23 protein-coding genes and 1 tRNA gene are annotated in these 24527 nt (G+C 65.2%); 18 read left to right on the top strand and 6 right to left on the bottom strand.

Going from position 1 to position 24527, the window contains the following annotated elements; genetic code table 11:
* Window positions 1-10: 10 nt before the first annotated feature.
* On the bottom strand, window positions 11-1336 hold the full coding sequence (gene folC / locus PSQ39_RS19130) for a bifunctional tetrahydrofolate synthase/dihydrofolate synthase (RefSeq protein WP_273928799.1): 1326 nt from the start codon (window positions 1334-1336) through the stop codon (window positions 11-13).
* A gap of 47 nt (window positions 1337-1383) precedes the next feature.
* On the opposite strand from folC, the gene PSQ39_RS19125 reads away from it, so the two are divergent.
* From PSQ39_RS19125 to argG, 4 genes are all read left to right on the top strand, one after another.
* Complete coding sequence (locus PSQ39_RS19125; protein ID WP_273928798.1) at window positions 1384-1758, top strand: ArsC family reductase; 375 nt, start codon at window positions 1384-1386, stop codon at window positions 1756-1758.
* A gap of 123 nt (window positions 1759-1881) precedes the next feature.
* Entirely contained in the window at window positions 1882-2457 is a 576-nt protein-coding gene (locus PSQ39_RS19120) for a glycine zipper 2TM domain-containing protein (RefSeq protein WP_273928796.1), read from the top strand.
* A 257-nt stretch (window positions 2458-2714) separates the two neighbouring features.
* Window positions 2715-3032, top strand: a complete 318-nt coding sequence (gene ppnP / locus PSQ39_RS19115; protein ID WP_273928794.1) for a pyrimidine/purine nucleoside phosphorylase — start codon at window positions 2715-2717, stop codon at window positions 3030-3032.
* Window positions 3033-3053: 21 nt separating this feature from the next.
* A complete protein-coding gene (gene argG / locus PSQ39_RS19110; RefSeq protein WP_273928792.1) occupies window positions 3054-4391 on the top strand; it encodes an argininosuccinate synthase in 1338 nt (445 codons plus the stop codon).
* Between the two features lie 89 nt (window positions 4392-4480).
* On the opposite strand, the gene murB is transcribed toward argG, so the two are convergent.
* Window positions 4481-5554, bottom strand: a complete 1074-nt coding sequence (gene murB / locus PSQ39_RS19105) for a UDP-N-acetylmuramate dehydrogenase (RefSeq protein WP_273928791.1) — start codon at window positions 5552-5554, stop codon at window positions 4481-4483.
* A gap of 36 nt (window positions 5555-5590) precedes the next feature.
* On the opposite strand from murB, the gene PSQ39_RS19100 reads away from it, so the two are divergent.
* From PSQ39_RS19100 to PSQ39_RS19090, 3 genes are read left to right on the top strand one after another with little or no spacing between them, the layout of a single operon-like run.
* Complete coding sequence (locus PSQ39_RS19100) at window positions 5591-6076, top strand: YajQ family cyclic di-GMP-binding protein (RefSeq protein WP_273928788.1); 486 nt, start codon at window positions 5591-5593, stop codon at window positions 6074-6076.
* A gap of 18 nt (window positions 6077-6094) precedes the next feature.
* Complete coding sequence (locus PSQ39_RS19095) at window positions 6095-6784, top strand: retropepsin-like aspartic protease family protein (RefSeq protein ID WP_273928786.1); 690 nt, start codon at window positions 6095-6097, stop codon at window positions 6782-6784.
* 14 nt (window positions 6785-6798) lie between these two features.
* Window positions 6799-7770 (top strand): HD-GYP domain-containing protein, encoded by a 972-nt coding sequence (locus PSQ39_RS19090; protein WP_273928785.1) that lies wholly within the window; start codon window positions 6799-6801, stop codon window positions 7768-7770.
* A 59-nt stretch (window positions 7771-7829) separates the two neighbouring features.
* On the opposite strand, the gene plsY is transcribed toward PSQ39_RS19090, so the two are convergent.
* The 3 genes from plsY to PSQ39_RS19075 all read right to left on the bottom strand — a co-directional run bounded on the left by plsY (window position 7830) and on the right by PSQ39_RS19075 (window position 10073).
* Window positions 7830-8462 carry a glycerol-3-phosphate 1-O-acyltransferase PlsY gene (gene plsY, locus PSQ39_RS19085; protein ID WP_273928783.1) on the bottom strand — a complete coding sequence of 211 codons (633 nt, stop codon included), beginning with the start codon at window positions 8460-8462 and terminating at the stop codon, window positions 7830-7832.
* Between the two features lie 87 nt (window positions 8463-8549).
* A complete protein-coding gene (gene ybaK / locus PSQ39_RS19080) occupies window positions 8550-9041 on the bottom strand; it encodes a Cys-tRNA(Pro) deacylase (RefSeq protein WP_273928782.1) in 492 nt (163 codons plus the stop codon).
* A gap of 63 nt (window positions 9042-9104) precedes the next feature.
* Window positions 9105-10073, bottom strand: coding sequence for a LysR family transcriptional regulator (locus tag PSQ39_RS19075; protein WP_273928780.1), 969 nt, complete (start codon window positions 10071-10073; stop codon window positions 9105-9107).
* A 183-nt stretch (window positions 10074-10256) separates the two neighbouring features.
* Between PSQ39_RS19075 and PSQ39_RS19070 the strand changes: the two genes are divergently transcribed.
* The 3 genes from PSQ39_RS19070 (at window position 10257) to PSQ39_RS19060 (ending at window position 13512) form a co-directional block, all read left to right on the top strand.
* Window positions 10257-11234, top strand: coding sequence for a Bug family tripartite tricarboxylate transporter substrate binding protein (locus PSQ39_RS19070; RefSeq protein ID WP_273928779.1), 978 nt, complete (start codon window positions 10257-10259; stop codon window positions 11232-11234).
* Between the two features lie 126 nt (window positions 11235-11360).
* Window positions 11361-12035, top strand: coding sequence for a YitT family protein (locus tag PSQ39_RS19065; protein ID WP_273928777.1), 675 nt, complete (start codon window positions 11361-11363; stop codon window positions 12033-12035).
* 37 nt (window positions 12036-12072) lie between these two features.
* On the top strand, window positions 12073-13512 hold the full coding sequence (locus tag PSQ39_RS19060) for a M20 family metallopeptidase (RefSeq protein WP_273928775.1): 1440 nt from the start codon (window positions 12073-12075) through the stop codon (window positions 13510-13512).
* 68 nt (window positions 13513-13580) lie between these two features.
* Here PSQ39_RS19060 and PSQ39_RS19055 read toward each other — a convergent pair whose 3' ends face one another.
* On the bottom strand, window positions 13581-14642 hold the full coding sequence (locus PSQ39_RS19055) for an aldo/keto reductase (RefSeq protein ID WP_273928773.1): 1062 nt from the start codon (window positions 14640-14642) through the stop codon (window positions 13581-13583).
* 230 nt (window positions 14643-14872) lie between these two features.
* Here PSQ39_RS19055 and PSQ39_RS19050 point away from each other — a divergent pair, with 230 nt between their 5' ends.
* The 8 genes from PSQ39_RS19050 to PSQ39_RS19015 all read left to right on the top strand — a co-directional run bounded on the left by PSQ39_RS19050 (window position 14873) and on the right by PSQ39_RS19015 (window position 24476).
* Window positions 14873-15787: an alpha/beta fold hydrolase gene (locus tag PSQ39_RS19050; protein WP_273928850.1), complete on the top strand. Its 915-nt coding sequence runs from the start codon at window positions 14873-14875 to the stop codon at window positions 15785-15787.
* Window positions 15788-15919: 132 nt separating this feature from the next.
* Window positions 15920-17482, top strand: coding sequence for a methyl-accepting chemotaxis protein (locus tag PSQ39_RS19045; protein WP_273928771.1), 1563 nt, complete (start codon window positions 15920-15922; stop codon window positions 17480-17482).
* Window positions 17483-17663: 181 nt separating this feature from the next.
* Window positions 17664-19325 carry an L-lactate permease gene (locus PSQ39_RS19040; protein ID WP_273928769.1) on the top strand — a complete coding sequence of 554 codons (1662 nt, stop codon included), beginning with the start codon at window positions 17664-17666 and terminating at the stop codon, window positions 19323-19325.
* Window positions 19326-19391: 66 nt separating this feature from the next.
* Window positions 19392-19604, top strand: coding sequence for a hypothetical protein (locus tag PSQ39_RS19035; protein WP_273928854.1), 213 nt, complete (start codon window positions 19392-19394; stop codon window positions 19602-19604).
* Window positions 19521-20625, top strand: a protein-coding gene (prfB, locus tag PSQ39_RS19030; protein WP_273928767.1) for a peptide chain release factor 2 whose coding sequence is annotated in 2 segments (ribosomal slippage) — window positions 19521-19601 and window positions 19603-20625 — 1104 coding nt in all. Because the reading frame shifts where the segments join, the coding sequence is not laid out codon by codon here. Before PSQ39_RS19035 ends, prfB begins: the two co-directional genes overlap by 84 nt.
* 51 nt (window positions 20626-20676) lie before the next feature.
* Window positions 20677-23367 carry an aminopeptidase N gene (gene pepN, locus PSQ39_RS19025; RefSeq protein WP_273928848.1) on the top strand — a complete coding sequence of 897 codons (2691 nt, stop codon included), beginning with the start codon at window positions 20677-20679 and terminating at the stop codon, window positions 23365-23367.
* A gap of 13 nt (window positions 23368-23380) precedes the next feature.
* The gene (locus PSQ39_RS19020) at window positions 23381-24388 is read left to right on the top strand and encodes a class 1 fructose-bisphosphatase (RefSeq protein ID WP_273928765.1); all 1008 of its coding nucleotides are present in this window, start codon (window positions 23381-23383) and stop codon (window positions 24386-24388) included.
* A gap of 12 nt (window positions 24389-24400) precedes the next feature.
* Window positions 24401-24476: transfer RNA gene (locus PSQ39_RS19015), tRNA-Thr, on the top strand.
* The last annotated feature ends 51 nt before the right edge of the window (window positions 24477-24527 follow it).

Here is a 24527-nt window from a genome sequence, read left to right as displayed (position 1 = left end):
GGTGAGGTGTTCAGGCGTCCAGGTGTTTGGCGTGAAGACGGGGAATTCCGTCTTTCAGAACGCCGCCGACTGTGAAGAACGAACCAAAGACCACGATTCTATCAGCCGGGTCTGCTGACGCGACAGCCGCGTTCAACGCATCCATGGGATCGTGGTAGGTAGAGGTCGGCACCTCCCGACGCGCACCGGCCACCATTTGCAGCGCATGCCATTTGGCTTGCAGGCCCGCGGCCGTCTCAGCGCGGGGTGTGGGCAAGTCAGTGAAATACCACTTGTCCACAAGCGGGCCAATCTTGGCCAGCATGGGGCCCAGGTCTTTATCGGCCATGGCGCCCAGCACGGCATGGGTGCAGGGGGCAAAGCCCATGGCGTCGAGGTTGGCGGTCAAGGCCGCCACCGAATGCGGGTTGTGCGCCACATCCAGCACCAGGGTCGGTTGGCCCGGCACGATCTGGAAACGGCCCGGCAGCTCGACCATGGCCAGACCATTGCGCACGGCCTGAGCCGTGACAGGCAGGCGGTCACGCAAGGCCGTCAGGGCGGCCAGCACGCCCGAGGCGTTGACCAATTGGTTGGCACCGCGCAGGGCCGGGTAAGCCAAGCCGCTGTAGCGCCGGCCTCGGCCCGCCCAGCCCCACTGGAGCTTGTCGCCCGAGAAATTGAAGTCGGTGCCAAAGCGCCACAGGTCGGCGCCGATTTCCAGCGCACGGTCGAGCACGCTTTGCGGCGGCACCGGGTCACTGACCACCACAGGGCGGCCCGTGCGCATGATGCCGGCTTTCTCCAGACCGATGGTTTCGCGGTCATGGCCGAGAAACTCCATGTGGTCAAGGTCGATGCTGGTGATGACGGCGCAATCCGCGTCGATCACATTGACCGCGTCCAGGCGCCCGCCCAGGCCCACTTCCAGGATCGCCACCTCGAGCCCCGACAAGGACAAACAGCGCAGGATCGCCAGGGTGGTGAATTCGAAATAGGTCAAGGAGACCGGCTCGCCGCGCAGGCGCGCTAACTCGACCGCTTCGAAATGAGGCAGCAAAGCCTCCGGCGTGACCGTCTCGCCATGCACCCGGCAGCGCTCCTGGAAATGCACCAAATGCGGCGAGGTGTAGACCCCCGTGCGGTAGCCGGCTTGCAGAAGAACCGCCTCCAGCATGGCGCAGGTCGAGCCCTTGCCATTGGTGCCGGCCACCGTGATCACCGGCGCGTCAAAGCGCAGGTCCAAGCGGCGGGCCACGTCGCGCACGCGGTCCAGGCCCATGTCAATGTTTTTCGGGTGCAGCTGCTCGCAATGCGCCAGCCAAGCGTCCAGGGTGGAAGGCAAGGGGGTTTTCATAAGAGCGTGGATTGTCGCGCACGCCGGGCTGCGGCATCATCAGCGCCATGAATCCCCCTACCCTTTCCGTTTACGGCATCCCGAACTGCGACACCGTCAAAAAAGCCCGCACCTGGCTCACCGAGCAGGGCCGCGCCTTCACCTTCCACGACTTCAAAAAGCAGGGTGTGCCCACGCCTGAGCTCGACCACTGGCTCGACACCCTGGGCTGGGAAAAGCTGCTCAACCGCCAAGGCACGACCTGGCGCAAGCTGGATGCGGCCACCCAGGCCACCGTGCAGGACACGGCCAGCGCTCGCGCTCTGCTGCTGAGCCAACCCAGCCTCATCAAACGCCCGGTGGTGGACTGGGGCGAAGCGGCCACGCCACGGTACAGCGTGGGCTTCAAGGCCGATGACTGGGCTGCAGCGCGCAGCCCATGACGCAACAACCCATTGTTACAACTGTTTACAGCGCCGCGCACCAAGCACAGGAACCACCTCACTAGACTGCAGTCAACCTGTAGACGCCTGCGGGCGTTCAGAACTCCAGAAACGAGGTATTCCATGACTAAAACCTTTGCGACCACCCTGATCAGCTTGGCCTGCCTCGGTGCCGCCGGTGGCGCCGGCGCCCAAGAGATGGCCCGTGTGGTGTCCAGCATCCCGGTGATCCAGCAGGTGGCGGTGCCCCAACAGGTGTGCACCAACCAAGAAGTGGTCCGACCGGGTTCCACGTCGGGCGCCGGTGCGGTGATGGGGGCCGTGGCCGGTGGCGCCGTGGGCAATGCCGTGGGCGGCGGCACTGGCAAGGCCGTGGCCACGGTGCTGGGCGTTTTGGGTGGCGCCGTCCTGGGCAACTCGATTGAAGGCCCGGGGGCTTCCCAGGTCCAGAACGTGCAGAACTGCAGCACCCAAACCCGCTACGAAAACCGCACCATGGGCTACAACGTCACCTATGAGTACGCAGGCCGCCAGTACATGATGCAAACGCCCAATGACCCAGGCCAGTTCATCCCTGTACAAGTGACGCCGGTGCTCAATGGGCGCCCCATCCAAAGCACTTACGGTGGCCACCCCACGGTGCGCCCTGTCGCCGCTCCGACCTACGCGCCAGCGCCGATCTACCCCAGCCAAAACTGACGATCTGCGATCAAGACCACCACCGCCCCCCAGCCCGGCCGATGCCGGCTGGGGGTTTTTTCTGGGGGCGCCGATGCGGCCCGGCGCCCCGGCAAGACGAGCTGCAGCGGGCTGTGGCGTCAGATTCGGCCGCGCGCTGACCTAAAATCTCTGTTTGCCCAAAGTTGGCCCATCAACCCCCGGTCTGACGCAGTGCTGCGTTCAGGCCAGATCGGTTCCGGTGCCACCTGGCCCCAACCCCCAACGGATTCACCCGAATGACCACAGACACCATTCTCAACGTGGCCCTGACCACGAAGGCCAATGTTTATTTCGACGGCAAGTGCGTGAGCCACGGCTTCACCCTGGCCGACGGCACCAAAAAGAGCGTTGGCGTGGTGCTGCCGGCCACCCTGACTTTCAACACCGGTGCGCCGGAAATCATGGAATGCGTGGGCGGCGCCTGCGAGTACAAACTCGCGGGCACCGATGCCTGGGTCGCCTCCAGCGTGGGCGAATCCTTCAAGGTGCCGGGCAACTCGTCCTTCGAGATCCGCGTGACCGAGGCGTACCACTACATCTGCCATTTCGGCTGATCCACCCCACAAGGACCGAACATGGCCACCATCCTGCAACAACTGCCCATCGGGCAAAAAGTCGGCATCGCCTTTTCGGGCGGCCTGGACACCAGCGCAGCCCTGCTCTGGATGAAGCTCAAGGGCGCCGAGCCCTACGCTTACACCGCCAACCTGGGCCAGCCTGACGAACCCGACTACGACGAAATCCCGCGCAAAGCCCTGGCCTATGGCGCCAAGCTGGCCCGCCTGGTCGACTGCCGCACGCAGCTGGCCCACGAAGGCATTGCCGCGCTGCAAGCCGGCGCTTTCCACATCTCCACCGGTGGCGTGACCTACTTCAACACCACCCCGCTGGGCCGCGCTGTGACGGGCACCATGCTGGTGGCGGCGATGAAGGAAGACGACGTCAACATCTGGGGCGACGGCAGCACCTTCAAGGGCAATGACATCGAGCGCTTCTACCGCTACGGTCTGCTGACCAACCCCTCGCTGAAGATCTACAAGCCTTGGCTGGACCAGACCTTCATCGACGAGCTGGGTGGCCGCTCCGAAATGTCGGCCTTCATGACGGCCCAGGGCTTTGGCTACAAGATGTCGGCTGAAAAGGCCTACTCCACCGACTCCAACATGCTGGGTGCCACGCACGAAGCCAAGGACCTCGAGAACCTGAACAGCGGCATCCGCATCGTCAACCCCATCATGGGCGTGGCCTTCTGGCGCGACGACGTGGAAGTCAAGCGCGAGGAAGTCAGCGTGACCTTCGAAGAAGGCCAACCCGTGGCCCTCAACGGCGTGCGCTACGACGACCCCGTGGCCCTGATCCTGGAAGCCAACCGCATTGGTGGCCGCCACGGCCTGGGCATGAGCGACCAGATCGAAAACCGCATCATCGAAGCCAAGAGCCGCGGCATCTACGAAGCCCCCGGCCTGGCCCTGCTGCACATCGCTTATGAGCGCCTGGTGACCGGCATCCACAACGAAGACACCATTGAGCAGTACCGTCTCAACGGCCTCAAGCTGGGCCGCCTGCTGTACCAAGGCCGCTGGTTCGACCCGCAAGCCATCATGCTGCGCGAGACCGCTCAACGCTGGGTGGCCCGCGCCGTGACCGGCACCGTGACGCTGGAGCTGCGCCGTGGCAACGATTACTCGCTGCTCAACACCGAAAGCCCCAACCTGACCTACGCGCCCGAGCGCCTGTCGATGGAAAAGGTCGAGGACGCGCCTTTCTCGCCGGCCGACCGCATTGGTCAGCTGACCATGCGCAACCTGGACATCGTGGACACCCGCGCCAAGCTGGGCATCTACACCCAGGCCGGCCTGCTGTCGCTGGGCGGCAACTCGCCCCTGCCCTCGCTGCCAGGCAAGAGCGAATAAAGCGCGCTCCGGGGACCCTCCGTCCCCTGAACACAAAAGGCCAGCCGGTCATGCCGGGCTGGCCTTTTTTCTGGGCTTCGCCAGGCGGCTCAGATCACCACGGGTTCGGGCTCCAGGCGAATGCCAAAACGCTCATAGACACTGGTCTGGATGGCACCGGCCAAGGTCATGACCTCGCCCCCGGTCACGCTGTCCAAGCCTTGCCCCCGGTTGACCAGCACCAAGGCCTGTTTGTCATACACGCCGGCCTTGCCGACCGATTTGCCCTTCCAGCCGCACGCGTCAATCAACCAGCCTGCGGCCAGCTTGATGCTGCCATCGGGCATGGGGTAATGCACGATCTTGGGCTCGCGCGCGATGATGTCGGCGCACTGCTCGGGCGTGACCGAAGGGTTCTTGAAGAAGCTGCCGGCATTGCCGATCAGGGCGGGGTCGGGCAGCTTGCTGCGCCGGATGTCGCACACCCATTCAAAAATCTGCTGGGCGCTGGGTTGATCAATCCCGGCCTGGACGCGGCGGCGCTCCAGGTCCAGGTAGCCCAGCACCGGTTTCCAGGGCTTGGGCAAGCGCAGGCGCACGCGGGTGATCACGGCCCGCCCCGCCAAACCCAGGCCACGCGAGGCACCTTCAGCCTGGGGGTCCGCTGGGGCGGCATGTTTGAACACCGAATCCCGGTAACCAAAGCCGCATTGGGCCGCGTCCAACGTGAAGGTCTGACCCGTGAGCAAATCGAACGCGTCGAGCGACTCAAAACGATCTTGCAGCTCGACCCCGTAAGCGCCGATGTTTTGCACCGGGGAGGCCCCGACCGTGCCCGGGATCAAGGCCATGTTCTCCAGCCCCGGCAGGCCCTGGGCCAGCGTCCAGACCACGGCCTCGTGCCAGGACACGCCAGCACCGACCTCGACAATCCAGGCCCGCGGGGTTTCTTCCAACAGGCGGATGCCTGGGATTTCCATCTTCAGCACCACCGGGCGCACATCGCCGGTGAGCACGATGTTGCTGCCGCCACCCAGCACAAATTTGGGTTGAGGCCCCAGTTCAGGGTCGGCCAGGATGGCCCTCAGGTCCAGGGGATCGCGCACACGCACCAGGGTCTGGGCCCGGGCCACGATGCCAAAGGTATTGCAGGCTTGGAGCGGGGCATTTTTCTCGACTAACATCGCTCTTATTGTCTCATCTGCTCCGTCTGTACTCCCATGCCCTCTTTTGATACCGTCTGTGAAGCCAACCTGGTCGAAGTGAAGAATGCCGTTGAAAACGCGGCCAAGGAAATTGGCACACGTTTCGATTTCAAAGGCACCTCGGCCGCCCTCGAACTCAAGGACAAGGAAATCACCTTGTTCGGCGACGCCGAATTCCAACTCGACCAAGTCGAAGACATCCTGCGCAACAAGCTCACCAAGCGCAATGTGGATGTGCGTTTCCTCGACAAGGGCGCGGTCCAGAAGGTGGGCGGCGACAAGGTCAAGCAAGTGATCAAGGTGCGCAACGGCATCGAATCCGACGTGGCCAAGAAGATCCAGAAGCTGATCAAAGACAGCAAGCTCAAGGTCCAGGCCGCGATCCAGGGCGACGCCGTGCGCGTGACCGGCGCCAAGCGCGACGACCTGCAAGCCGCCATGGCTTTGGTGCGCAAGGACATCACGGACGTGCCGCTGGACTTCAACAACTTCCGCGACTGAACGCGCCAATCCATGCCCATGGGCCACTCACTGCTGCGTTCACCCGGCCTGACCCGCTGGGGCCGCTGTCTTTGGGCTGGCGCCTTGAGCACGGTGGCTTGGGCCCATGCAGGCGAGCCGGTGGCCCTGAGCGGCGTGCTGGGCGGCCGGGCCCTGCTGGTCATTGGCCAGCAGCCCCCCAAAACAGTGGCGGTGGGCGATAGCCACTTGGGTGTGCGCGTGCTCTCGGTGGGCCGAGACGAGGCCGTGGTCGAACAAGACGGCCGCCGGCTCAACCTGCGCCTGGGTGACGCCCCGGTGCAACTCAACACGGCCAACCCTGGGCTGAAATCGCCCAATGGCAAAAAAATATCCCTGACGGCCGACAGCGGTGGCCACTTCAAAAGCCAAGGCATGATCAACGGCCAGGTGATGCAGTTCATGCTCGACACCGGCGCCACCCTGGTGGCCATTGGCCGTCCCGACGCTGACCGGATGGGCCTGGCCTACCTGGCCAACCCCCAAGTGGCCATGAGCACCGCCAACGGCAGCACGGCAGCGTGGCCGCTCAAGCTGAGCACCCTGCGCGTGGGCGATGTCGAGGTGTACGACGTGGACGCCGTGGTGCTCAGCAATGCCCTGCCCTATGTCCTGCTGGGCAACAGCTACCTGAGCCGGTTTCAGATGCGTCAGGTCGGCGACCAAATGGTGCTGGATAAAAAGCCTTGAACGATACCGTCCCCATGTCCTTGGTGTCAGAGCCTGACACCACCAGCTACGAAGACCTGCTCACGCTGTGGGGGGATCTGGAGTCCAGCCTGGGCCTGCTGTTGACGGTGCCCGAAAGCGTGCCAGACTTTGCGCAAAAAATCCGCCAGTACGACCGCTGGCTGCAGGACCTGCTTGAAGAAGACGCTGACACCGGCCTGTACCTGCTGTTCCAGATGGCGGGCACCTCGATCGCTGGCTACAGCACGACCCACGCCCTGGTCTGTGCGGCCCTGTGCCACATCATCGCGCAGGAAGTCAAACTGCCGCGCGAGCAGCGCGACAGCCTGATTGCCGCCGCACTGACCATGAACATCGCCATGACGGCGCTGCAAGACGAACTGGCCGAACAGCGCGAACGCCCCAGTGTCGAGCAGCAATCCAACATCGATGCCCACTCGGTCAAAAGCTGCCTGCTGCTGGCCCGGGTCGGCATCCAAGATGAACTGTGGCTGGCCGTGGTGGCCTCGCACCACGAGAACCTGCCCCTGCCGGTGCCTGGCGGCACACCCGACCCCGGCTTGCGCCTGACCCACATCCTGCAGGTGGTGGACCGCTACGCCGCCATGATCAGCCCGCGCCGCAGCCGGGTGGGCAAAAGCGTGACCGACTCCTTGCGCGTGGTGATTGGCGCCAGCCAAGGCCGCCAAGACGACGTGGCCCAGGTGCTGGTGCGCCGGGTGGGCCTGTGTCCCCCGGGCACCTATGTGAAGCTGGACAACCAGGACTTGGCCGTGGTGCTGCGCCGCACCGAGCGCGCCAACCAGCCGCTGGTGGCCAGCCTGATCAATGCGCGCGGCGAGCCCTACCCGCAGCCACGCCTGTACAACACCACCCGGGGCGATCACCGCATCCAGGCGGCCATGCCGTCCCACGCGGTGAGCCTGATGATCAATCACACGGTGATGCTCCAGGTGGCGCGCAATCACCCGCCGGACATGCTCTGAAGCAGAGGCCGAGCTCAGCAGGACCATGACCCCGGGCCGCTGCCGCAGTCCTCAAGCCATCAAGCCTTTTTCTTCTGCCCCAGCTTGGACTCGGTGCCGGCGAACAGGCGCTGGATGTTCTCCCGATGGCGGTAAAACAGCAGCGCCGCCATCACCACCAGGGCCAAGGTAACCGGCGTTTCGGCATACCAAGCCGTGCCGCTGGCGAGCACATACAGCGCGGGCGCTGCGGCTGCCGCCACCAGGGACGACAGCGAGGAGTAGCGGAACAACACGGCCATCAGCAGCCACACCGCGCCCGCGGCCAAGCCCAAAATAGCATCAACCCCAAACAACACGCCCAGCGCCGTGGCCACGCCCTTGCCGCCCACAAAGCGGAAGAACACCGGGTACAGGTGGCCCAAGAAAGCTGCCAAGCCCACCAAGGCCATGGTGCCGTCGCCCAGCTCGAAGGCCGCGCCGTAACGACGCACCAAGAACACCGGCAGCCAGCCCTTCAGGGCGTCCAGCAAGAGGGTGACGATGGCCGCGGCCTTGCTGCCCGAGCGCAGCACATTGGTGGCACCCGGGTTCTTGCTGCCGTAGGTGCGCGGGTCGTTCAGCCCCATCAAGCGGCTGACGATGACGGCAAACGAAAGCGAGCCCAGCAGGTAGGCCAGGGCCGTGGCGGCCAGGGGGTAAAAAGTCTGCAAGGTAACGGTCCTCTCAACAAAGCATCGACATCGGGGGCCTACCAGCCACCCGGCACACACAACAAGGGGGCACAGGGCCCCGGGCGCTCATTCTGCCAGCGCGCATTGCACCGGCCGTGCACCCAGCAGCTGGACGCAGACCTGCGGATCCAAACCCACGAGAAAGCCACGTCGCCCGCCATTGATGCAGATGCACGGCAGGGCCAGGATGCTCTCCTCGATGTAGATCGGCATGGTCTTGCGGGTACCAAACGGCGAGGTGCCCCCCACCAGGTAGCCGCTGTGCCGGTTGGCCACCTCGGGGGCGCAGGGCTCCACCGACTTGGCTCCGATCTGGCGCGCCAGGTTCTTGGTCGACACCTTGCGGTTGCCATGCATCAACACCACCAGCGGTTTGGCGTCCTGGTCCTGCATGATCAAAGTCTTGACCACCGTGAAGGGGTCTTGCCCCAGCACCTCGGCGCTGTGCAAGGCACCGCCATGCTCCAGGTACTCGTAAGGGTGTTCCGTATAGGCCACGCGGTGGGCCTTGAGCCACTGGGTGGCAGGGGTTTCAGAAACGTGATCTTTTTTAGCCATGACATCCACCGGGCACAGCGGTGCCCTCCATCCGGGCCGACATGTTAGCAATGGGCGGCCGGCTCAGGCCGACACGGCGGCGCCGGGGGGCATGGCGCTCGCACTGCGCAAAGGCCTGGCGCGCACCTTGCGCTTGCCAAACTCACCCACGCCAGCCACCAGCAAGTCGGCAAAAGCCTGTACAGGCGGCAGCAGGCTGCGCCCCGCCTGGGCCAACAGGCACAAGCGGCGTTGCTGCAACTCGGGCTCGACAAAGGGCAAGGCCTTGAGTTCCCCCCGCGCCACCCAGTGCGCCACCGTGAGATAGCCCGCGGGCATGAGGTCCTGGTTGTCCATCATCGACAGCAAGGCGGGCGAGAAGTTGCTCACCACCGCCGGCACGTACTGCGCCCCTTGTTGGCTACAGGCCAGGTCAAACAAGCGTCGGCTGGTGGTACCGCTGGCCCCCAGGACGAGCGGAAAACGCACGGCGTCCTGCACCCGGATGCGGGGCTTGCCCGCCAACGGGTGGCCGACGCGCACCACCGCCATCACGGGTGCCTGCACCGTGTGCAGCACCGCCACCTCTTTTTCGGGGCTCAGGCTGTACTTCAGGCCCAGGTCGATTTCGCCCTGCCGCAGCAGCACATTGACTTGGTCTGGCGCCACCACATTCAGCTCCAACTGGGCCTCGGGGTGCCGGGCCCGAAAAGCCTGCAAGGCCCCAGCCATGAAGCCCGCCGCAAAGCCCTCGGTGCAGGCCAAGCGCACGCGCGGTCGCCCAGCCAGGCCGCGCAGCTGCTCCAGCAAAAAATGGCCCTCCTCGGTTGCGCTCAACACATGGGCCAACAGCTTTTCACCCGCCGCGGTGGGCACCATGCCGCGCGGCGCACGCTCGAACAAGGGCAGGCCCAGGCTCTCCTCCAACAAAGTGATCTGGCGGCTCACCGCCGAGGCCGCCACATGCAGCTGGCGCGCTGCCTCACTGACCGAGCGCGCACGGGCCACCACCACGAAATAGCGCAGGGGCAAGCTGAACAGGGGCAGTTTCATGGCCGTATTCCCTTCCAAATCAAGCAACGGTGCTTTGTTAATTCTCTAACGAAGGCAACGCAAGAAACAGACCTGAAGACCCTTGGCCCGTCGTCTAATCAGCTCACACAACGCCACACACCTCAACCCACACGCCCGCGTGCCCACCGACGCGCAGGCGTCTCCCACAGGATGACCCGCTCCATGCACCGCCGCACCGCCCTCTCCCTGCTGGCCCTGAGTGCCGGATCGCCCCTGGGCGCCCAGGCCGCCGACAGCGCCGCCTGGCCCACGCACAACCTGCGCCTGGTGGTGCCCTTCCCGCCCGGCGGCGGCACGGACATCGTGGCCCGGGCCGTGGGACAAGCGCTGAGCCCGCGGCTGGGCCAGGCCGTGTTGGTGGACAACAAGCCCGGGGCCTCGACCCAGATCGGCACCGAAGCCGTGGTGCGTGCCGCCCCCGACGGCTACACGCTGCTGGTGTCGGGCTCGACCAGTTTCACCGTCAACCCGGCGCTCAAGCCGCGCATTGGCTACGACCCGTTCAAAGACCTGATCCCCGTGGCCATGCTGGCGCGCGCCCCGCTGGTGCTGGTGGTGCCGGCCCAGTCGCCTTTCAAGACCCTCAACGACCTGCTGGCCGCCGCCCGCAAACAGGCGGGCGCCGTGCGCTACGCCACCTATGGCAGCGCCACCGCGCCGCACCTCGCTGGCATCTTGCTGGGCCTGGCGGCCCAGGTGTCGATGCAAGACATCCCCTACAAGGGCAGTGCCCAGGTCACCACCGCCTTGATGTCGGCAGAGGTCGAAGCCACCTTTGACACCCTGGCCAGCGCGGCGCCCCACCTCAAATCCGGCAAGCTGCGGGCCCTGGCCACGCCAAGCCGCCAACGCATCCCAAGCCTGCCCGACGTGCCCACCCTGGCCGAACTCAAGCTGGAGGACGCCAGCTTTGAGGGCTGGTATGCCCTGGCCGCCCCGGCCCACACCCCACCGGCCGTGATCGCCCGGCTGAGCCAGGAACTGAGTCGCGTGATGGCCCAGCCAGAAGTCCAGACCCAATTCCGCGCGCAGTCCATGGAAGCGGTGTTCCTGGACTCACCCAAGCTGATCAAGCAAATGGAGCTGGAGATCACCCAGTTCCGCGCTGCCGTGGCGCGCGCCAGAGTCACGCTGGAATGAACAGGCTCTGATCCCGATCACTGCCTGCAGGGTGAAAGAATGGTCTCCTACGCGGCCCGCCCCTTGCTTGCCCAGACGCCCAGGCGCCTGGACACAGCGCGCCCGGCCTCACACGGAACCCATCTGATGAACTCACCTGAATCCAAACCGCCCGCCCCCACGTCCTCAGCGCCCGCTGCACCGGCACCGCCCTCACCGGTCAGCGAGCTGACCCGCCACAGCCTGTTCGAGGACGCCTTGGCCCTGTTCTCCGCCACGCTGCTGATCGCCCTGGGCGTGGCCATCTACTCGCGCGACCACCTGCTCAGCGGCGGCATGGCGGGCCTGGCCTTCTTGCTGCACTACGCCACGGGCTACAGCTTCGGCAAGGTGTTCTTTGTGCTCAACCTGCCCTTTTACGTGCTGGCCTGGCGCAAGATGGACCGCGCCTTTGTGCTCAAGACCATGGCCGCGGTGGCCATGCTGTCGGCAATGACCGAAATCACGCCCCAGCTGGTGTCGTTTGACACCCTGCACCCCGCCTATGCCGCCGTGCTGGGTGGGCTGCTGATGGGGGTGGGCTTTTTGATGCTGTTTCGCCACCGCGCCAGCCTGGGCGGCATCGGCATCCTGGCCTTCTACCTGCAAGAAAGCAGGGGCTGGAAGGCCGGCCACATCCAAATGGCGGTCGATTGCGTGATCGTGCTGCTGGCCTTGTGGACCGCTCCGCTGAGCCATGTCGCCCTGTCGATTGGCGGCGCCGTGATGCTCAACCTGATCCTCACCATGAACCACCGCAAGGACCGCTACATCGCGTCCTGAGCGCCCCTCCACCCTTCCCAGAAAGCCTGACCAGCCCATGACCCGCACCCAACTCCTGGCCCAAGTCCACCAGTACTTCGATACCGGCGGCCTGGCCACCGACCTGAACCGCCGCCTGGGCTGGCGCACCGAGAGCGACCTAGGGCCCGACGCCCCCGCCGCCACCCAAACCGCCCTGCGCGGCTACCTGAGTGAAGAAATCCTGCCCTGGCTGAGCCGCCTGGGCTTTGAGGTGCAGATCCACGACAACCCCGTGGCCGGCGCCGGCCCCTTGCTGCTGGCGCACCGCGTCGAAGACCCGGCCTTGCCCACCGTGCTGAGCTATGGCCACGGCGATGTGGTCAATGGGCAGGACGCGCGCTGGCGCGAGGGCCTGAGCCCCTGGACGCTGACCATCGAGGGCGATCGCTGGTACGGCCGAGGCAGTGCCGACAACAAAGGCCAACACAGCATCGTGCTGGCCGCGTTGGAACACACGCTGCAGGCGCGCCAGCAGCGCCTGGGCTACAACGTGACGGTGTTGCTGGAGATGGGCGAAGAAGCGGGCTCCCCGGGCCTGGCCGCTTTTTGCGAGCAACAGCGCCGCGCCCTGAGCGCGGACCTGTTCCTGGCCAGCGATGGCCCGCGCGCCCAGGCCAGCCGACCGACCCTGTTCCTGGGCTCGCGTGGCGCCGTGAATTTTTCGCTGCGCGTGACCAGCCGCGAACGCGCCTACCACTCGGGCAACTGGGGCGGCGTGTTGAGCAACCCAGCCATCCGCCTGAGCCATGCCCTGGCCAGCCTGGTCGGGCCGCAAGGACGCGTGCTGGTGCCAGGCCTGCTGCCGCCCCCGCCACCCGAGCGCCTGCGCCAGGCGCTGCGCGAGGTGCCGGTGGGCGGGGGCATCGACGACCCCGAACTCAGCCCCGGCTGGGGTGAGCCCGGCCTGAGCCCGGCAGAGCAATTGGTCGGCTGGAACACGCTGGAGGTGCTGGCCCTGGGCGCGGGCTCCGCCACGCGCCCGGTCAACGCCATCCCGCCAAACGCCGTCGCCCATTGTCAACTGCGCTTTGTGGTGGGCACCGACTGGACCCGACTGCAAGACCATGTGCGCGCCCACCTGGACGCGCAAGGCTTTGAGGAGGTGCAGGTCGAGGTCAGCATGGCCTGCGGTGCCACCCGCCTGGACCTGGACAACCCCTGGGTGGACTGGGCCCTGAACTCCATGCAGGCCAGCGCCGGCCAACCCGCCGTGCTGATGCCCAACCTGGCGGGCTCGCTGCCCAATGATTTGTTTGCCGATGGCCTGGGCCTGCCCACGCTGTGGGTGCCCCACTCCTACCCGGCCTGCGCACAGCACGCGCCTAACGAGCACCTGCTGGGCTCGGTGGCGCGCGAGGGCCTGGCGGTCATGGCCGGGCTGTTCTGGGACTTGGGAGAGCCGGGCAGCGCGCCCTGGGTGTCAGGCCGGGTGCGCCCCAGCACCACGGCGGCCTGAAGCGGGCCGGCACCAACGGGGGTGGCGAGGCGGTGAGCGCGGGCCCCTGTGCCGGGGCCCGCGGCCACTCAGATGGCCGGGTCGCGCAGTTCCCAGCGGATGGCATCAATGGCCGCCAGCAGCTCAGGCGACAACGTGGTGCCGTAAGCCGCCACGTCTTCTTCCAGCTGAGCCACCGAGGTCACACCAATGATGGTGCTGGACACCTGCCACTTGGTGTAGCAAAAGGCCAGCGCCAGCTGGCTGGGGGTCAGGCCGTGCTCACGCGCCAGCGCGTTGTAGCGGCGCGCGGCCACCAGGGCCTCAGGGCGACCCCAGCGCTGCTTGCGCACCGACTCGTAGCGCGCAATGCGGCCGTCCTTGGGGGCGTCCGGGCCGTCGATGCCACTGGCGTCGTACTTGCCCGTCAGCAGGCCAAAACCCAACGGCGAATACGCCAGCAGCGACACGCCCAAGCGGTGGCAGCTCTCGTCCAAGGCGTTTTCGTAGCTGCGGTTGATCAGGCAGTACGGGTTTTGCACGGTGGCCACCCGCGGCAGTCCGTGCTGCTCGGCCAGGCGCACGAACTCGTGCACCCCATAAGGGGTCTCGTTGGACAGGCCGATGTAGCGCACCTTGCCGGCCTTGACCAGCTGGCCCAAGGCCTCCAGTTGCTCGTGGATGGAGGTGACCGACTTGTCCTTGGCCGGATCAAAGTACAAGGCCCCGAACGCAGGCACATGGCGCTCCGGCCAATGGATTTGGTACAGATCGATCACATCGGTCTGCAAGCGGCGCAGGCTGGCGTCGCAGGCAGCCAGGATGTCTGCAGCCGTCATGCCCGAACCCTCACGGATCCACGGCATGCCGCGCGAAGGGCCAGCCACCTTGGTCGCCAACACCACCTTCTCCCGCACACCCGGGTTCTTGGCGAACCAGTGGCCCAGGATGGTCTCGGTGGCGCCGCAGGTTTCGGCGCGGGCCGGCACGGCGTACATCTCGGCTGTGTCCAGGAAGTTCACGCCCAAGGCCAGCGAGCGGTCCAGGATGGCGTGGGCATGGGCTTCATCGACTTGCTCACCAAAGGTCATGGTGCCCAGGCACACCGGGGTGACGCGCAGGTCGCTTTGTCCGAGCTGGACTTGGTTCATGGAAACTCCGATCAAAAACAAGGGGCCCAAGGCCCCAAAAGAGGGCTATCGACGGCAATCCGAGGCCGCTGGCCGCCCAGCTGCACGCCCCTCGGAAAACACAAACCGCAGCAGTGTACGAGCGTGCCGAAAATTGTGCTGAGCCCCGCCCTGCAGGGGTTGGCCATGGGGGGTCGCCCTGTCCTGCGCTTGACTGACTGGGCACTGCGGGAGTTCGTATCATGGAAGGCATGTACGTGCCACGACGCCCCTCCCGCAGTGAATTCATCCCGATCCGGGGCCACCAATACCACGTCCGCGTCTGGGGCCAGCCCCAGCCGGGCCGGGCCCCGCTGGTGCTGGTGCATGGCTGGATGGACGTGGCCGCGTCCTACCAGTTTGTGGTCGACGCCCTGGCCGGTGATCCTTACATCATCGCCCCCGACTGGCGCGGCTTTGGCCTGACCACGGGGCCCGCCTGCGACCACTACCACTTTGCCGACTACCTGGGCGACCTGGACTTCCTGCTCGACCATTGCGCGGGCGATCTACCGGTGGACTTGGTCGGCCACAGCATGGGGGGCAATGTGGTGATGATGTACGCCGGCGCCCGGCCGCAACGCATCCGACGCCTGGTCAACCTCGAAGGCTTTGGCCTGCCGGCCTCGCGTCCCTCACAGGCACCGGGCCGCTATGCCAAGTGGATGGATGAGCTCAAGGCCTTGCAGCGCGGCGAAATGGCCCTCAAAAGCTATGACAGCCTGGAGGGTGTGGCCCAGCGCCTGATGAAGACCAACCCACGCCTGGGTGCCGACAAAGCGCAGTGGCTGGCCCAGCACTGGGCTCAAGCGCTGCCGCAAGCCGATGGCCCGGCGCGTTGGCAAATCCTGGGCGAGGCCGCGCACAAAGTGACCAGTGCCCAGATTTACCGTGCCGATGAGGCGCTGGAGCTGTACCAGCGCATCAGCGCCCCGGTCTTGGCGGTGGAGGCGGCCGACGACAGCCTGAGCCAATGGTGGAAAGGCCAGTACACCCTCGCCGAATACCACCAACGCCTGAGCCGCGTGCCCCAACACCGCATTGCCCGCGTCGAGAACGCCGGCCACATGCTGCACCACGACCAGCCCGAAGTGCTGGCGGGGCTGTTGACGGAGTTTCTGGCGTGAAAAGCCGACGTTAGATACAACTTGAGACAAAAAACGCAATCTCTGCAAAACTAGGCGCTTGAGCAGCGGCACGGCGACCAGCATCCCCTGGCGGCCGATTCCGCGGCCACTGAGTTGGTGGAGGAGAAGCGCATGCGCCTGAGTCTCAAACTGCCGCTGGCCTTCGCCAGTGCCTTGGCCGCCTTGCTGGCCGCCGCCTTGTTCGGGCTGTTCCAGCTCAACCAGTCCATCAACGTCTACCAAGAGGTCGTGCAGCGCGACCACGAGCACGCCCTGGGCGCGGTGCAACTGCTCAGTGACTTCAAGGTGCAGATCCAGGAATGGAAGAACGTGCTGCTGCGGGGCCGTGACGACAAGCAGCGCCAGCGCTACTGGAGTGCCTTCGAAAAGCAAGAAGCCGCCGTGCGTCAAAGTGCCCAGTCCCTGCAAAGCCAGGTTCATCACCCCGAAGCCCGGGCCTTGCTGCAAAAATTCTCTCAATCGCATGAGCGCATGGGCCAGGCCTACCGCCAGGGCCTCGCGGCCTACGAGGCAGCGCAATTCGACGCTTCAGCCGGCGACAGAGCAGTCACCGGCATTGACCGTGAACCGGCCCAGTTGCTGGACCAGGCCACTGCCTTGATTCGCCAGGCCAGCGAAGCCTCAGGCGCCGAAGCGGCCCGTCAGGCCCGCGCCAGCACGGGCATCAGTCTGGGCGTGATGGGCTTGGTTTGCGTGCTCAGCGGGCTGGGCGCCTGGGGGTTCAGCCGCTCGGTCACGGCCCCCTTGGGCCGTGCGGTGCGGCTGAGCCGGGCGGTGGCCGATGGCGACCTGAGCCTGCCCATGCACGCCCACGGCCGCGATGAACTGGCCGATCTGCTGCGCGCCATGGCCGACATGCAAACCCGGCTGTCCGAGGTCGTGAGCCAAGTGCGGGCCGGTGCCGAAGGCGTGGCCCACGCCAGCGCCGAGATCGCCGTCGGCAACCACGACCTGAGCCTGCGCACCGAGCAGCAGGCCTCGGCACTGGAGCAGACCTCGGCCGCCATGGAGCAGATGTCGGCCACAGTCCAGAACAACGCGGACAACGCCAGCCGGGCGGAACACGTCAGTGGCGACGCCTCCAGCACGGCCCAAAGAGCGGGCCAGGCTGTGCAATCGGTGGTGCTGTCCGTGCAGCAAATGCAGCACAGCGCTCACCGCATCGCCGACATCACCGGGGTGATCGATGGGATAGCCTTCCAGACCAACATCCTGGCCTTGAACGCCGCCGTGGAGGCCGCCCGGGCGGGCGAGCAGGGGCGCGGCTTTGCCGTGGTCGCCAGCGAGGTGCGGGTACTGGCCCAACGCAGCGCCGCGGCGGCGCGTGAAATCAAAGCCCTGATCCAAACCAGCCACAGCGAGGTCAACCAAGGCGCGGAGGTCGCCGGCCAGGCGGGTCAGACCATGACCAGGCTGGTGACCTCCATCGCCGAGGTGACCCGCCTCATGGCCGAGATCAGCGCAGCCAGCCGCGAACAAAGCACGGGGGTGAGCCAGATCGGACTGGCCATTCAACAGCTGGACCAGACAACCCAGCAAAACGCCGCCTTGGTCGAACAAAGCGCAGCGGCAGCGCAGAGCCTGCAGCAGCAAGCCGCGGAATTGGTGCGCTCCGTGGCCTTCTTCAAGACCTCATCAGCGAACACAACACAAACTCTGCCACAAGCCGTGTAAACCCTTGAAACAAAAGGATTTCTTCGCCTTTCAAGCCTCAAGTCAGCCCGCATCAAATTCCGCAATCGAGCTGTGAAATTTTTTCAGGCTCGAAGGGCCGAACCGACAGCTTCACGACAGCCATGCGCCAAATCGGCTGGCTAAAGTCCCTGTGCCCCATCAACAACACAGGAGATAACAGATGATTTGGCAACAGGTTTACAACCCGACAGGCAATATGCTTTTGTCCACCCTGCTGGCGGCCGTACCCGTGGTCGTCATGCTGGTCGGCCTTGGCTTTTTGCACCTCAAAGCGCACATCGCAGCTGGCCTGGGGTTGCTCAGCGCCATCGCGATTGCCGTGTTGGCCTTCGGCATGCCGATCGACATGGCCGGCAAAGCCGCCTTCCTGGGCGGCCTCACAGGCTTGATGCCCATTGGCTGGATCGTGCTCACCATCATCTTCTTGCACCAGCTGACCGAGCAAAACGGCAGCTTCAAGGTGCTGCAGGACTCGATTGCCGGCATCACCGAAGACCGCCGTCTGCAATTGCTGCTGATCGCCTTTGCCTTCGGTGCCTTTTTTGAAGGCGCAGCCGGCTTTGGCACCCCGGTGGCGGTGACAGCCGCCATCTTGATCGGTCTGGGTTTTTCGCCCCTGGCCGCCTCGGGCCTGTCACTGATCGCCAACACCGCCCCGGTGGCTTATGGCGCGCTGGGCACGCCGGTGATCACGCTGGCCAAGGTGCACGGCTACGACCTGGCCGAGGTGTCGGCCATGATCGGCCGCCAACTGCCCTTCTTCTCGCTGCTGGTGCCCTTCTGGCTGATCTGGGCCTTCGCTGGCTGGCGCGGCATGAAGCAGATCTGGCCCGCCATTTTGGTGACCGGCCTCAGCTTTGCCATTCCGCAGTTCCTGGTGTCCAACTACATGGGCCCGGAGCTGGTGGACGTGATCGCGGCCATGTGCTCGATGGCGGCCCTGGTCGGCTTCCTGAAGGTGTGGAAGCCTGCGGAGGTCTGGACCTCCGTGTCCCTGAAGGGCCATGAGGCCAGCGGCGGCGAAGCGCAAAAGCCCACCGTCCCCACCGTGCACCCACGCGCCGTCGTGGTCAAGGCCTGGACACCTTGGGTCATCTTGACCGTGTTTGTGTTCGTCTGGGGGCTGCCTGTCACCAAGACCTTCTTGAACAGCATCTGGGCCCCCAAGTTCGCCATCGACGGACTGCACAAGATGATCGAAAAAGTGCCGCCAGTGGTCCCCAAGGCCACGGCTGAAAGCGCTGAGTTCGTGCTCAACCTGCTGTCCATGACGGGCACCGGCATCTTGTTGGCCGCCATCGTCGGTGGTCTGGTGATGGGCTACACCGTGCCCGCCCTGGTCAAGTCCTTTGGCAAGACTGTCTGGTTGGTGCGCTACTCGCTGCTGACCATCGTGCTGATGCTGGCCCTGGGCACGCTGACCCGCTATTCCGGCCTGGACACCACCCTGGGCCTGGCTTTTGCCTCGACCGGCATGTTCTACCCCTTCTTCGGCACCTTGATGGGCTGGCTGGGCGTGGCGCTGACGGGCTCGGACACCGCCTCCAACGTGCTGTTTGGTGGCATGCAGAAGGTGGCTGCCGAGCAACTGGGCCTGTCGCCCAACCTGATGGGGGCCGCCAACAGCTCGGGCGGCGTGATGGGCAAGATGATCGACGCACAGTCCATCGTCGTGGCCTCCACCGCCACCCGCTGGTTCAACCACGAAGGCGACATCCTGCGCTATGTGTTCTTCCACTCGATCGCCTTGGCCTGCCTGGTCGGTATCTTCGTGACGCTGCAGGCCTATGTGCCGCCGTTCACCCTGATGGTGATCCCCTGAGAGCCCTTGCCAGCCCGCCTGGGCTGGCGCTGCGCCCTGCCACAGACCGCTTCGGCGGTCTTTTTTATGGGCGCCCCCGACACGCCCCCCGCCTGCCCAAGCAAGACCCGTGAGAAAATGCAGGGTTTGCACGCCACCGGCGCCGCCATCTTGCGGCGCCCGTCGCCTGCCCCCGAACACTCACAGGAAAAAATCATGGAAGCAGAACGCGTCAACCTCATCGGCACCAACCTGGCGGACCTGAGCGCCCGCACGGTCGATTTACGGAGGTATCTTTGACTACGATGCCAAAGCTGAACGCCTGAGGACCGTCAACGCCTCGCTGGAAGACCCCAGCGTCTGGAACGACCCCAAGAAAGCCCAGGAACTGGGCAAAGAGAAAAAAGCCCTCGACGACATCGTGTTGGTGATCGAGCGCCTCACCACTGAGCTGGCCGACAACACCGAGCTCTATGAAATGAGCAAGGAAGACGGCGACGAAGCCGGCCTCGAAACCATCGAGGCCGAGTGCGCGCAGCTGACGCAATCGATCGAGCAGCTCGAGTTCCGCCGCATGTTCAACCAGCCGGCCGACCCCAGCCCCTGCTTCCTGGACCTGCAAGCCGGCGCCGGTGGCACCGAAGCCTGCGACTGGGCCAGCATGCTGCTGCGCCAGTACCTGAAGTACGCCGAGCGCAAGGGCTTCAAAGCCACGGTGGAAGACGAAACCCCGGGCGATGTGGCCGGCATCAAGAGCGCCACCATCAAAGTTGAAGGCGAGTACGCTTTCGGCCTGCTGCGCACCGAAACCGGCGTCCACCGCCTGGTGCGCAAGTCGCCTTTCGACTCGTCGGGCGGTCGCCACACCAGCTTTGCCAGCGTGTTCGTCTACCCCGAAGTCGATGACTCGATCGAGATCGACATCAACCCGGCCGATGTGCGCACCGACACCTACCGCGCCAGCGGCGCCGGCGGTCAGCACATCAACAAGACCGACTCCGCCGTGCGCCTGACCCACATGCCCACCGGCATCGTGGTGCAGTGCCAGGACGGCCGCAGCCAACACAGCAACCGCGACGTGGCCTGGAAGCGCCTGCGCTCGCGCCTGTACGACTTTGAAATGCGCAAGCGCATGGAAGAGCAGCAAAAGCTCGAAGACACCAAGACCGATGTGGGCTGGGGCCACCAGATCCGCAGCTACGTGCTGGACCAGAGCCGCATCAAGGACTTGCGCACCAACGTCGAAATCTCCAACACCCAAAAGGTGCTGGACGGCGACCTGGACGCGTTCATCGAAGCCTCGCTCAAGCAAGGCGTCTGACCCCCCATCCACCCCAAGCCCGACCCGGGCCCACAGGAAAGAAAGCCAATGATGCGAGAAGGACAAGCCACGGCCATCCACCGTGCAGACTACACCGCTCCCGCGTACTGGATCGACACGGTTGAACTGGTGTTCGACCTCGACCCCGCCAAGACCCGCGTGCTCAACAAGATGCGCCTGCGTCGCAATGGCGACGTCGCGCCCCAGGCCCTGCGCCTGGACGGCGAGGAGCTCAACCTGGCCCGCGTGCTGGTCAACGGCCAAGGCACGTCCTTCAAGATGGACGGCAACCAGTTGGTGCTGGAGAACCTGCCCGAAGGCCATGACGCCTTCGACCTGGAGATCTTCACCACCTGCAACCCGGCCAAGAACACCAAGCTCATGGGCTTGTACGTGAGCAACGACTCCTTCTTCACCCAGTGTGAGGCGGAGGGCTTTCGCCGCATCACCTACTTCCTGGACCGCCCGGACGTGATGGCCAGCTACACCGTCACCCTGCGCGCCGACAAAGCCAAGTACCCGGTGCTGCTGTCCAACGGTAATTTGGTCGAGGAAGGCGCGCTGGACGATGGCCGCCACTTTGCCAAGTGGGTGGACCCGCACAAAAAGCCTTGCTACCTGTTCGCGCTGGTGGCCGGCCAACTGGTGGCCCGCGAGCAACGCATCCGATCGCGTGCCGGCAAGGACCACCTGCTGCAGGTCTTTGTGCGCCCCGGCGACTTGGACAAGACCGAGCACGCGATGAACTCGCTGATGGCCAGCGTGGCCTGGGACGAAGCCCGCTTCGGCCTGCCCTTGGACCTGGAACGCTTCATGATCGTCGCCACCAGCGACTTCAACATGGGCGCGATGGAGAACAAGGGCCTCAACATCTTCAACACCAAGTACGTGCTGGCCAACCAGGCCACCGCCACCGATGCTGACTTCAGCAACATCGAGAGCGTGGTCGGTCACGAGTACTTCCACAACTGGACCGGCAACCGCGTCACCTGCCAGGACTGGTTCCAGCTCAGCCTCAAGGAAGGCCTGACCGTCTTCCGCGACCAGGAGTTCAGCCAAGATCTGGCCGGCAGCCCCTCAGCCCGGGCGGTCAAGCGCATCGAAGACGTGCGCGTGCTGCGCACCGCGCAGTTCCCCGAGGACGCGGGCCCGATGGCCCACCCAGTGCGGCCTGACAGCTACATCGAGATCAACAACTTCTACACCGTCACCATCTACGAAAAGGGTGCCGAGGTCGTGCGCATGATGCAGACCCTGGTCGGACGCGACGGTTTTGCCCAGGGCATGAAGCTGTACTTCGAGCGCCACGACGGCCAGGCCGTGACCTGCGACGACTTCGCCCAGGCCATTGCCGACGCCAACCCGCAGTCCGACCTGGCGCGTCTGCTGCCCCAGTTCAAGCGCTGGTACAGCCAGGCTGGCACGCCACGCCTGCACGCCAGCGGCCAGTACGACGCGGCCGCCCGCAGCTACACCCTGAGCCTGACGCAAAGCTGTGCGCCGACCCCAGGCCAGGCCATCAAGGACCCGTTCGTGATCCCGGTCAACCTGGGGCTGCTGGACGCCCAGGGCCAGGCCCTGCCGCTGCAGCTGGCGCACTGGAACCAGGCCGAGTCCGGCACCCGCACCTTTGTGCTGACCGAAGCCAGCGAGACCCTGACCTTCGTCAACGTGGACAGCGCCCCCGTGCCGTCCATCCTGCGCGACTTCTCGGCCCCGGTGGTGCTGGACTATGCCTACACCGACACCGAGCTGCTGACCCTGCTGGCGCACGACAACGACCCCTTCAACCGCTGGGAAGCCGGCCAACGCCTGGCCCTGGCACGCGCGCTCAAAGCCATCACCAGTGACAGCGACCTGGCCAACAGCCCGGTGCTCGACGAGGCCTACCTGGACGCCATGCGCCAGGTGCTGGCCGACCCGGCCCTGGACGCCGCCTTCAAGGAACTGGTGCTGACCCTGCCCTCGGAAACCTACCTGGCCGAGCAGCTGGACGTGGTCGACCCGCAGCGCATCCATGCCGTGCGTGAAGCCATGCGCGGGCAACTGGCCACCGCCTTGCAGACGCAATGGCAGCAGGCCTGGGAAGACAACCGCGACACCGGCGGCTACCAGCCCGACCCGGTGTCCTCCGGTCGCCGCGCCCTGGCTGGCCTGGCCCTGACCCAGCTCTGTGTGGCGGCACGCCGCAGCGGTGACACGGTCTGGCCTGGCAAGGCCTTCCAGCGCTTCAAGGACGCGGCCAACATGACCGACCGCTTCAACGCCTTGAGTGCTTTGGTCATCAGCGGCCACGAACTGGCCGCCCCGGCCCTGAGCCGCTTCCATGCCCTGTTCAAGAACGAAGCCCTGGTGATTGACAAGTGGTTTTCGCTGCAAGCCGGCGCACCCGACCATGGCGGCCATGTGCTGCCGGCGGTGCGCCAGCTGATGAACCACCCAGACTTCAACCTGCGCAACCCCAACCGGGCACGCAGCGTGATCTTCAGCTTCTGCAGCGCCAACCCTGGCGCCTTCCACCGCAGCGACGCCGCAGGTTATGTGTTCTGGGCCGACCGCGTGATCGAGCTGGATGCCATCAACCCGCAAGTGGCCGCCCGCCTGGCGCGTGCCCTGGACCGCTGGAAGAAGCTGGCCGAGCCCTACCGCAGCGCCGCCCGCGAAGCCATTGCCCGCGTGGCCGCCAAAGCCGACCTCAGCAACGACGTGCGCGAAGTCGTGACACGCGCCCTCGCCGATTAAGGAGAAGAAAACCATGGCCCAAAAAATCAGCCTGACCCGCTACCTCGTTGAACAGCAACGCGAAGAAGGTCACATTCCCTCGCAACTGCGCCTGCTGCTCGAAGTCGTGGCACGCGCCTGCAAAAGCATCAGCCAAGCCGTCAACAAGGGCGCGCTCGGCGGCGTGCTCGGCTCGGCCGACAGTGAAAACGTGCAGGGCGAAGTGCAAAAAAAGCTCGACATCATCGCCAACGAGGTGCTGATCGAAGCCAACGAATGGGGCGGTCACCTGGCCGCCATGGCCTCGGAAGAAATGGACAGCATCTACTTGGTGCCCAACCGTTACCCGCAAGGCGAATACCTGCTGCTGTTTGACCCGCTCGACGGCTCGAGCAACATCGACGTCAACGTCAGCATCGGCACCATCTTCAGCGTGCTGAAGAAGCCTGAAGGCTCGCCCGGCGTGACCGAACAGGACTTCTTGCAGGCCGGCGCCCAACAAGTGGCTGCAGGCTACTGCGTGTACGGTCCGCAAACCACCCTGGTGCTGACCGTGGGCGACGGCGTGAGCATGTTCACGCTGGACCGCGAACAAGGCTCGTTTGTGCTGACGCAAGAGAACGTCACCATCCCGGCTGACACCAAAGAATTTGCCATCAACATGAGCAACATGCGCCACTGGGACGAGCCGGTGAAGCGCTACATCGACGAGTGCCTGCAAGGCAAGGAAGGCCCGCGCGGCAAGGACTTCAACATGCGCTGGATTGCCAGCATGGTGGCCGACGTGCACCGCATCCTGACCCGTGGCGGCGTGTTCATGTACCCCTGGGACAAGCGCGAGCCGAACAAACCCGGCAAGCTGCGCCTGATGTACGAAGCCAACCCGATGAGCTGGCTGGTCGAGCAAGCCGGCGGCGCCGCCACCAACGGCCGCCAACGCATCCTGGACATCGTTCCAGGCCAGCTGCACGAGCGTGTCAGCGTGGTGCTGGGCTCAAAAAATGAAGTCGATCGCGTGACGAGTTACCACACCGGTGTATAATCCTGGGTTCCAGCCGGTGTAGCTCAGTCGGTAGAGCAGCTCATTCGTAATGAGAAGGTCGGGTGTTCGATTCATCTCTCCGGCACCAAATGAAAGCCCCTGATTCGCAAGAGTCAGGGGCTTTTTCTTGGTGGGTCAA

It is taken from the genome of Curvibacter microcysteis, assembly GCF_028649455.1.
GTDB classification, from domain to species: Bacteria; Pseudomonadota; Gammaproteobacteria; order Burkholderiales; family Burkholderiaceae_C; genus Curvibacter; species Curvibacter microcysteis.
This window is presented reverse-complemented; position numbering and strand designations above follow the sequence as displayed.

Coding starts and splice junctions, on each gene's coding strand:
- PSQ39_RS19055 (WP_273928773.1), bottom strand. CDS start 14,642: ATGAACCAAGTCCAGCTCGGACAAAGCGACCTGCGCGTCACCCCGGTG.
- PSQ39_RS19075 (WP_273928780.1), bottom strand. CDS start 10,073: ATGAAACTGCCCCTGTTCAGCTTGCCCCTGCGCTATTTCGTGGTGGTG.
- PSQ39_RS19100 (WP_273928788.1), top strand. CDS start 5,591: ATGCCCTCTTTTGATACCGTCTGTGAAGCCAACCTGGTCGAAGTGAAG.
- PSQ39_RS19095 (WP_273928786.1), top strand. CDS start 6,095: ATGGGCCACTCACTGCTGCGTTCACCCGGCCTGACCCGCTGGGGCCGC.
- PSQ39_RS19020 (WP_273928765.1), top strand. CDS start 23,381: ATGGCCCAAAAAATCAGCCTGACCCGCTACCTCGTTGAACAGCAACGC.
- argG (WP_273928792.1), top strand. CDS start 3,054: ATGGCCACCATCCTGCAACAACTGCCCATCGGGCAAAAAGTCGGCATC.
- PSQ39_RS19090 (WP_273928785.1), top strand. CDS start 6,799: ATGTCCTTGGTGTCAGAGCCTGACACCACCAGCTACGAAGACCTGCTC.
- folC (WP_273928799.1), bottom strand. CDS start 1,336: ATGAAAACCCCCTTGCCTTCCACCCTGGACGCTTGGCTGGCGCATTGC.
- PSQ39_RS19070 (WP_273928779.1), top strand. CDS start 10,257: ATGCACCGCCGCACCGCCCTCTCCCTGCTGGCCCTGAGTGCCGGATCG.
- PSQ39_RS19065 (WP_273928777.1), top strand. CDS start 11,361: ATGAACTCACCTGAATCCAAACCGCCCGCCCCCACGTCCTCAGCGCCC.
- murB (WP_273928791.1), bottom strand. CDS start 5,554: ATGTTAGTCGAGAAAAATGCCCCGCTCCAAGCCTGCAATACCTTTGGC.
- PSQ39_RS19120 (WP_273928796.1), top strand. CDS start 1,882: ATGACTAAAACCTTTGCGACCACCCTGATCAGCTTGGCCTGCCTCGGT.
- ppnP (WP_273928794.1), top strand. CDS start 2,715: ATGACCACAGACACCATTCTCAACGTGGCCCTGACCACGAAGGCCAAT.
- pepN (WP_273928848.1), top strand. CDS start 20,677: ATGCGAGAAGGACAAGCCACGGCCATCCACCGTGCAGACTACACCGCT.
- PSQ39_RS19040 (WP_273928769.1), top strand. CDS start 17,664: ATGATTTGGCAACAGGTTTACAACCCGACAGGCAATATGCTTTTGTCC.
- ybaK (WP_273928782.1), bottom strand. CDS start 9,041: ATGGCTAAAAAAGATCACGTTTCTGAAACCCCTGCCACCCAGTGGCTC.
- PSQ39_RS19050 (WP_273928850.1), top strand. CDS start 14,873: ATGTACGTGCCACGACGCCCCTCCCGCAGTGAATTCATCCCGATCCGG.
- PSQ39_RS19035 (WP_273928854.1), top strand. CDS start 19,392: ATGGGCGCCCCCGACACGCCCCCCGCCTGCCCAAGCAAGACCCGTGAG.
- PSQ39_RS19045 (WP_273928771.1), top strand. CDS start 15,920: ATGCGCCTGAGTCTCAAACTGCCGCTGGCCTTCGCCAGTGCCTTGGCC.
- PSQ39_RS19060 (WP_273928775.1), top strand. CDS start 12,073: ATGACCCGCACCCAACTCCTGGCCCAAGTCCACCAGTACTTCGATACC.
- PSQ39_RS19125 (WP_273928798.1), top strand. CDS start 1,384: ATGAATCCCCCTACCCTTTCCGTTTACGGCATCCCGAACTGCGACACC.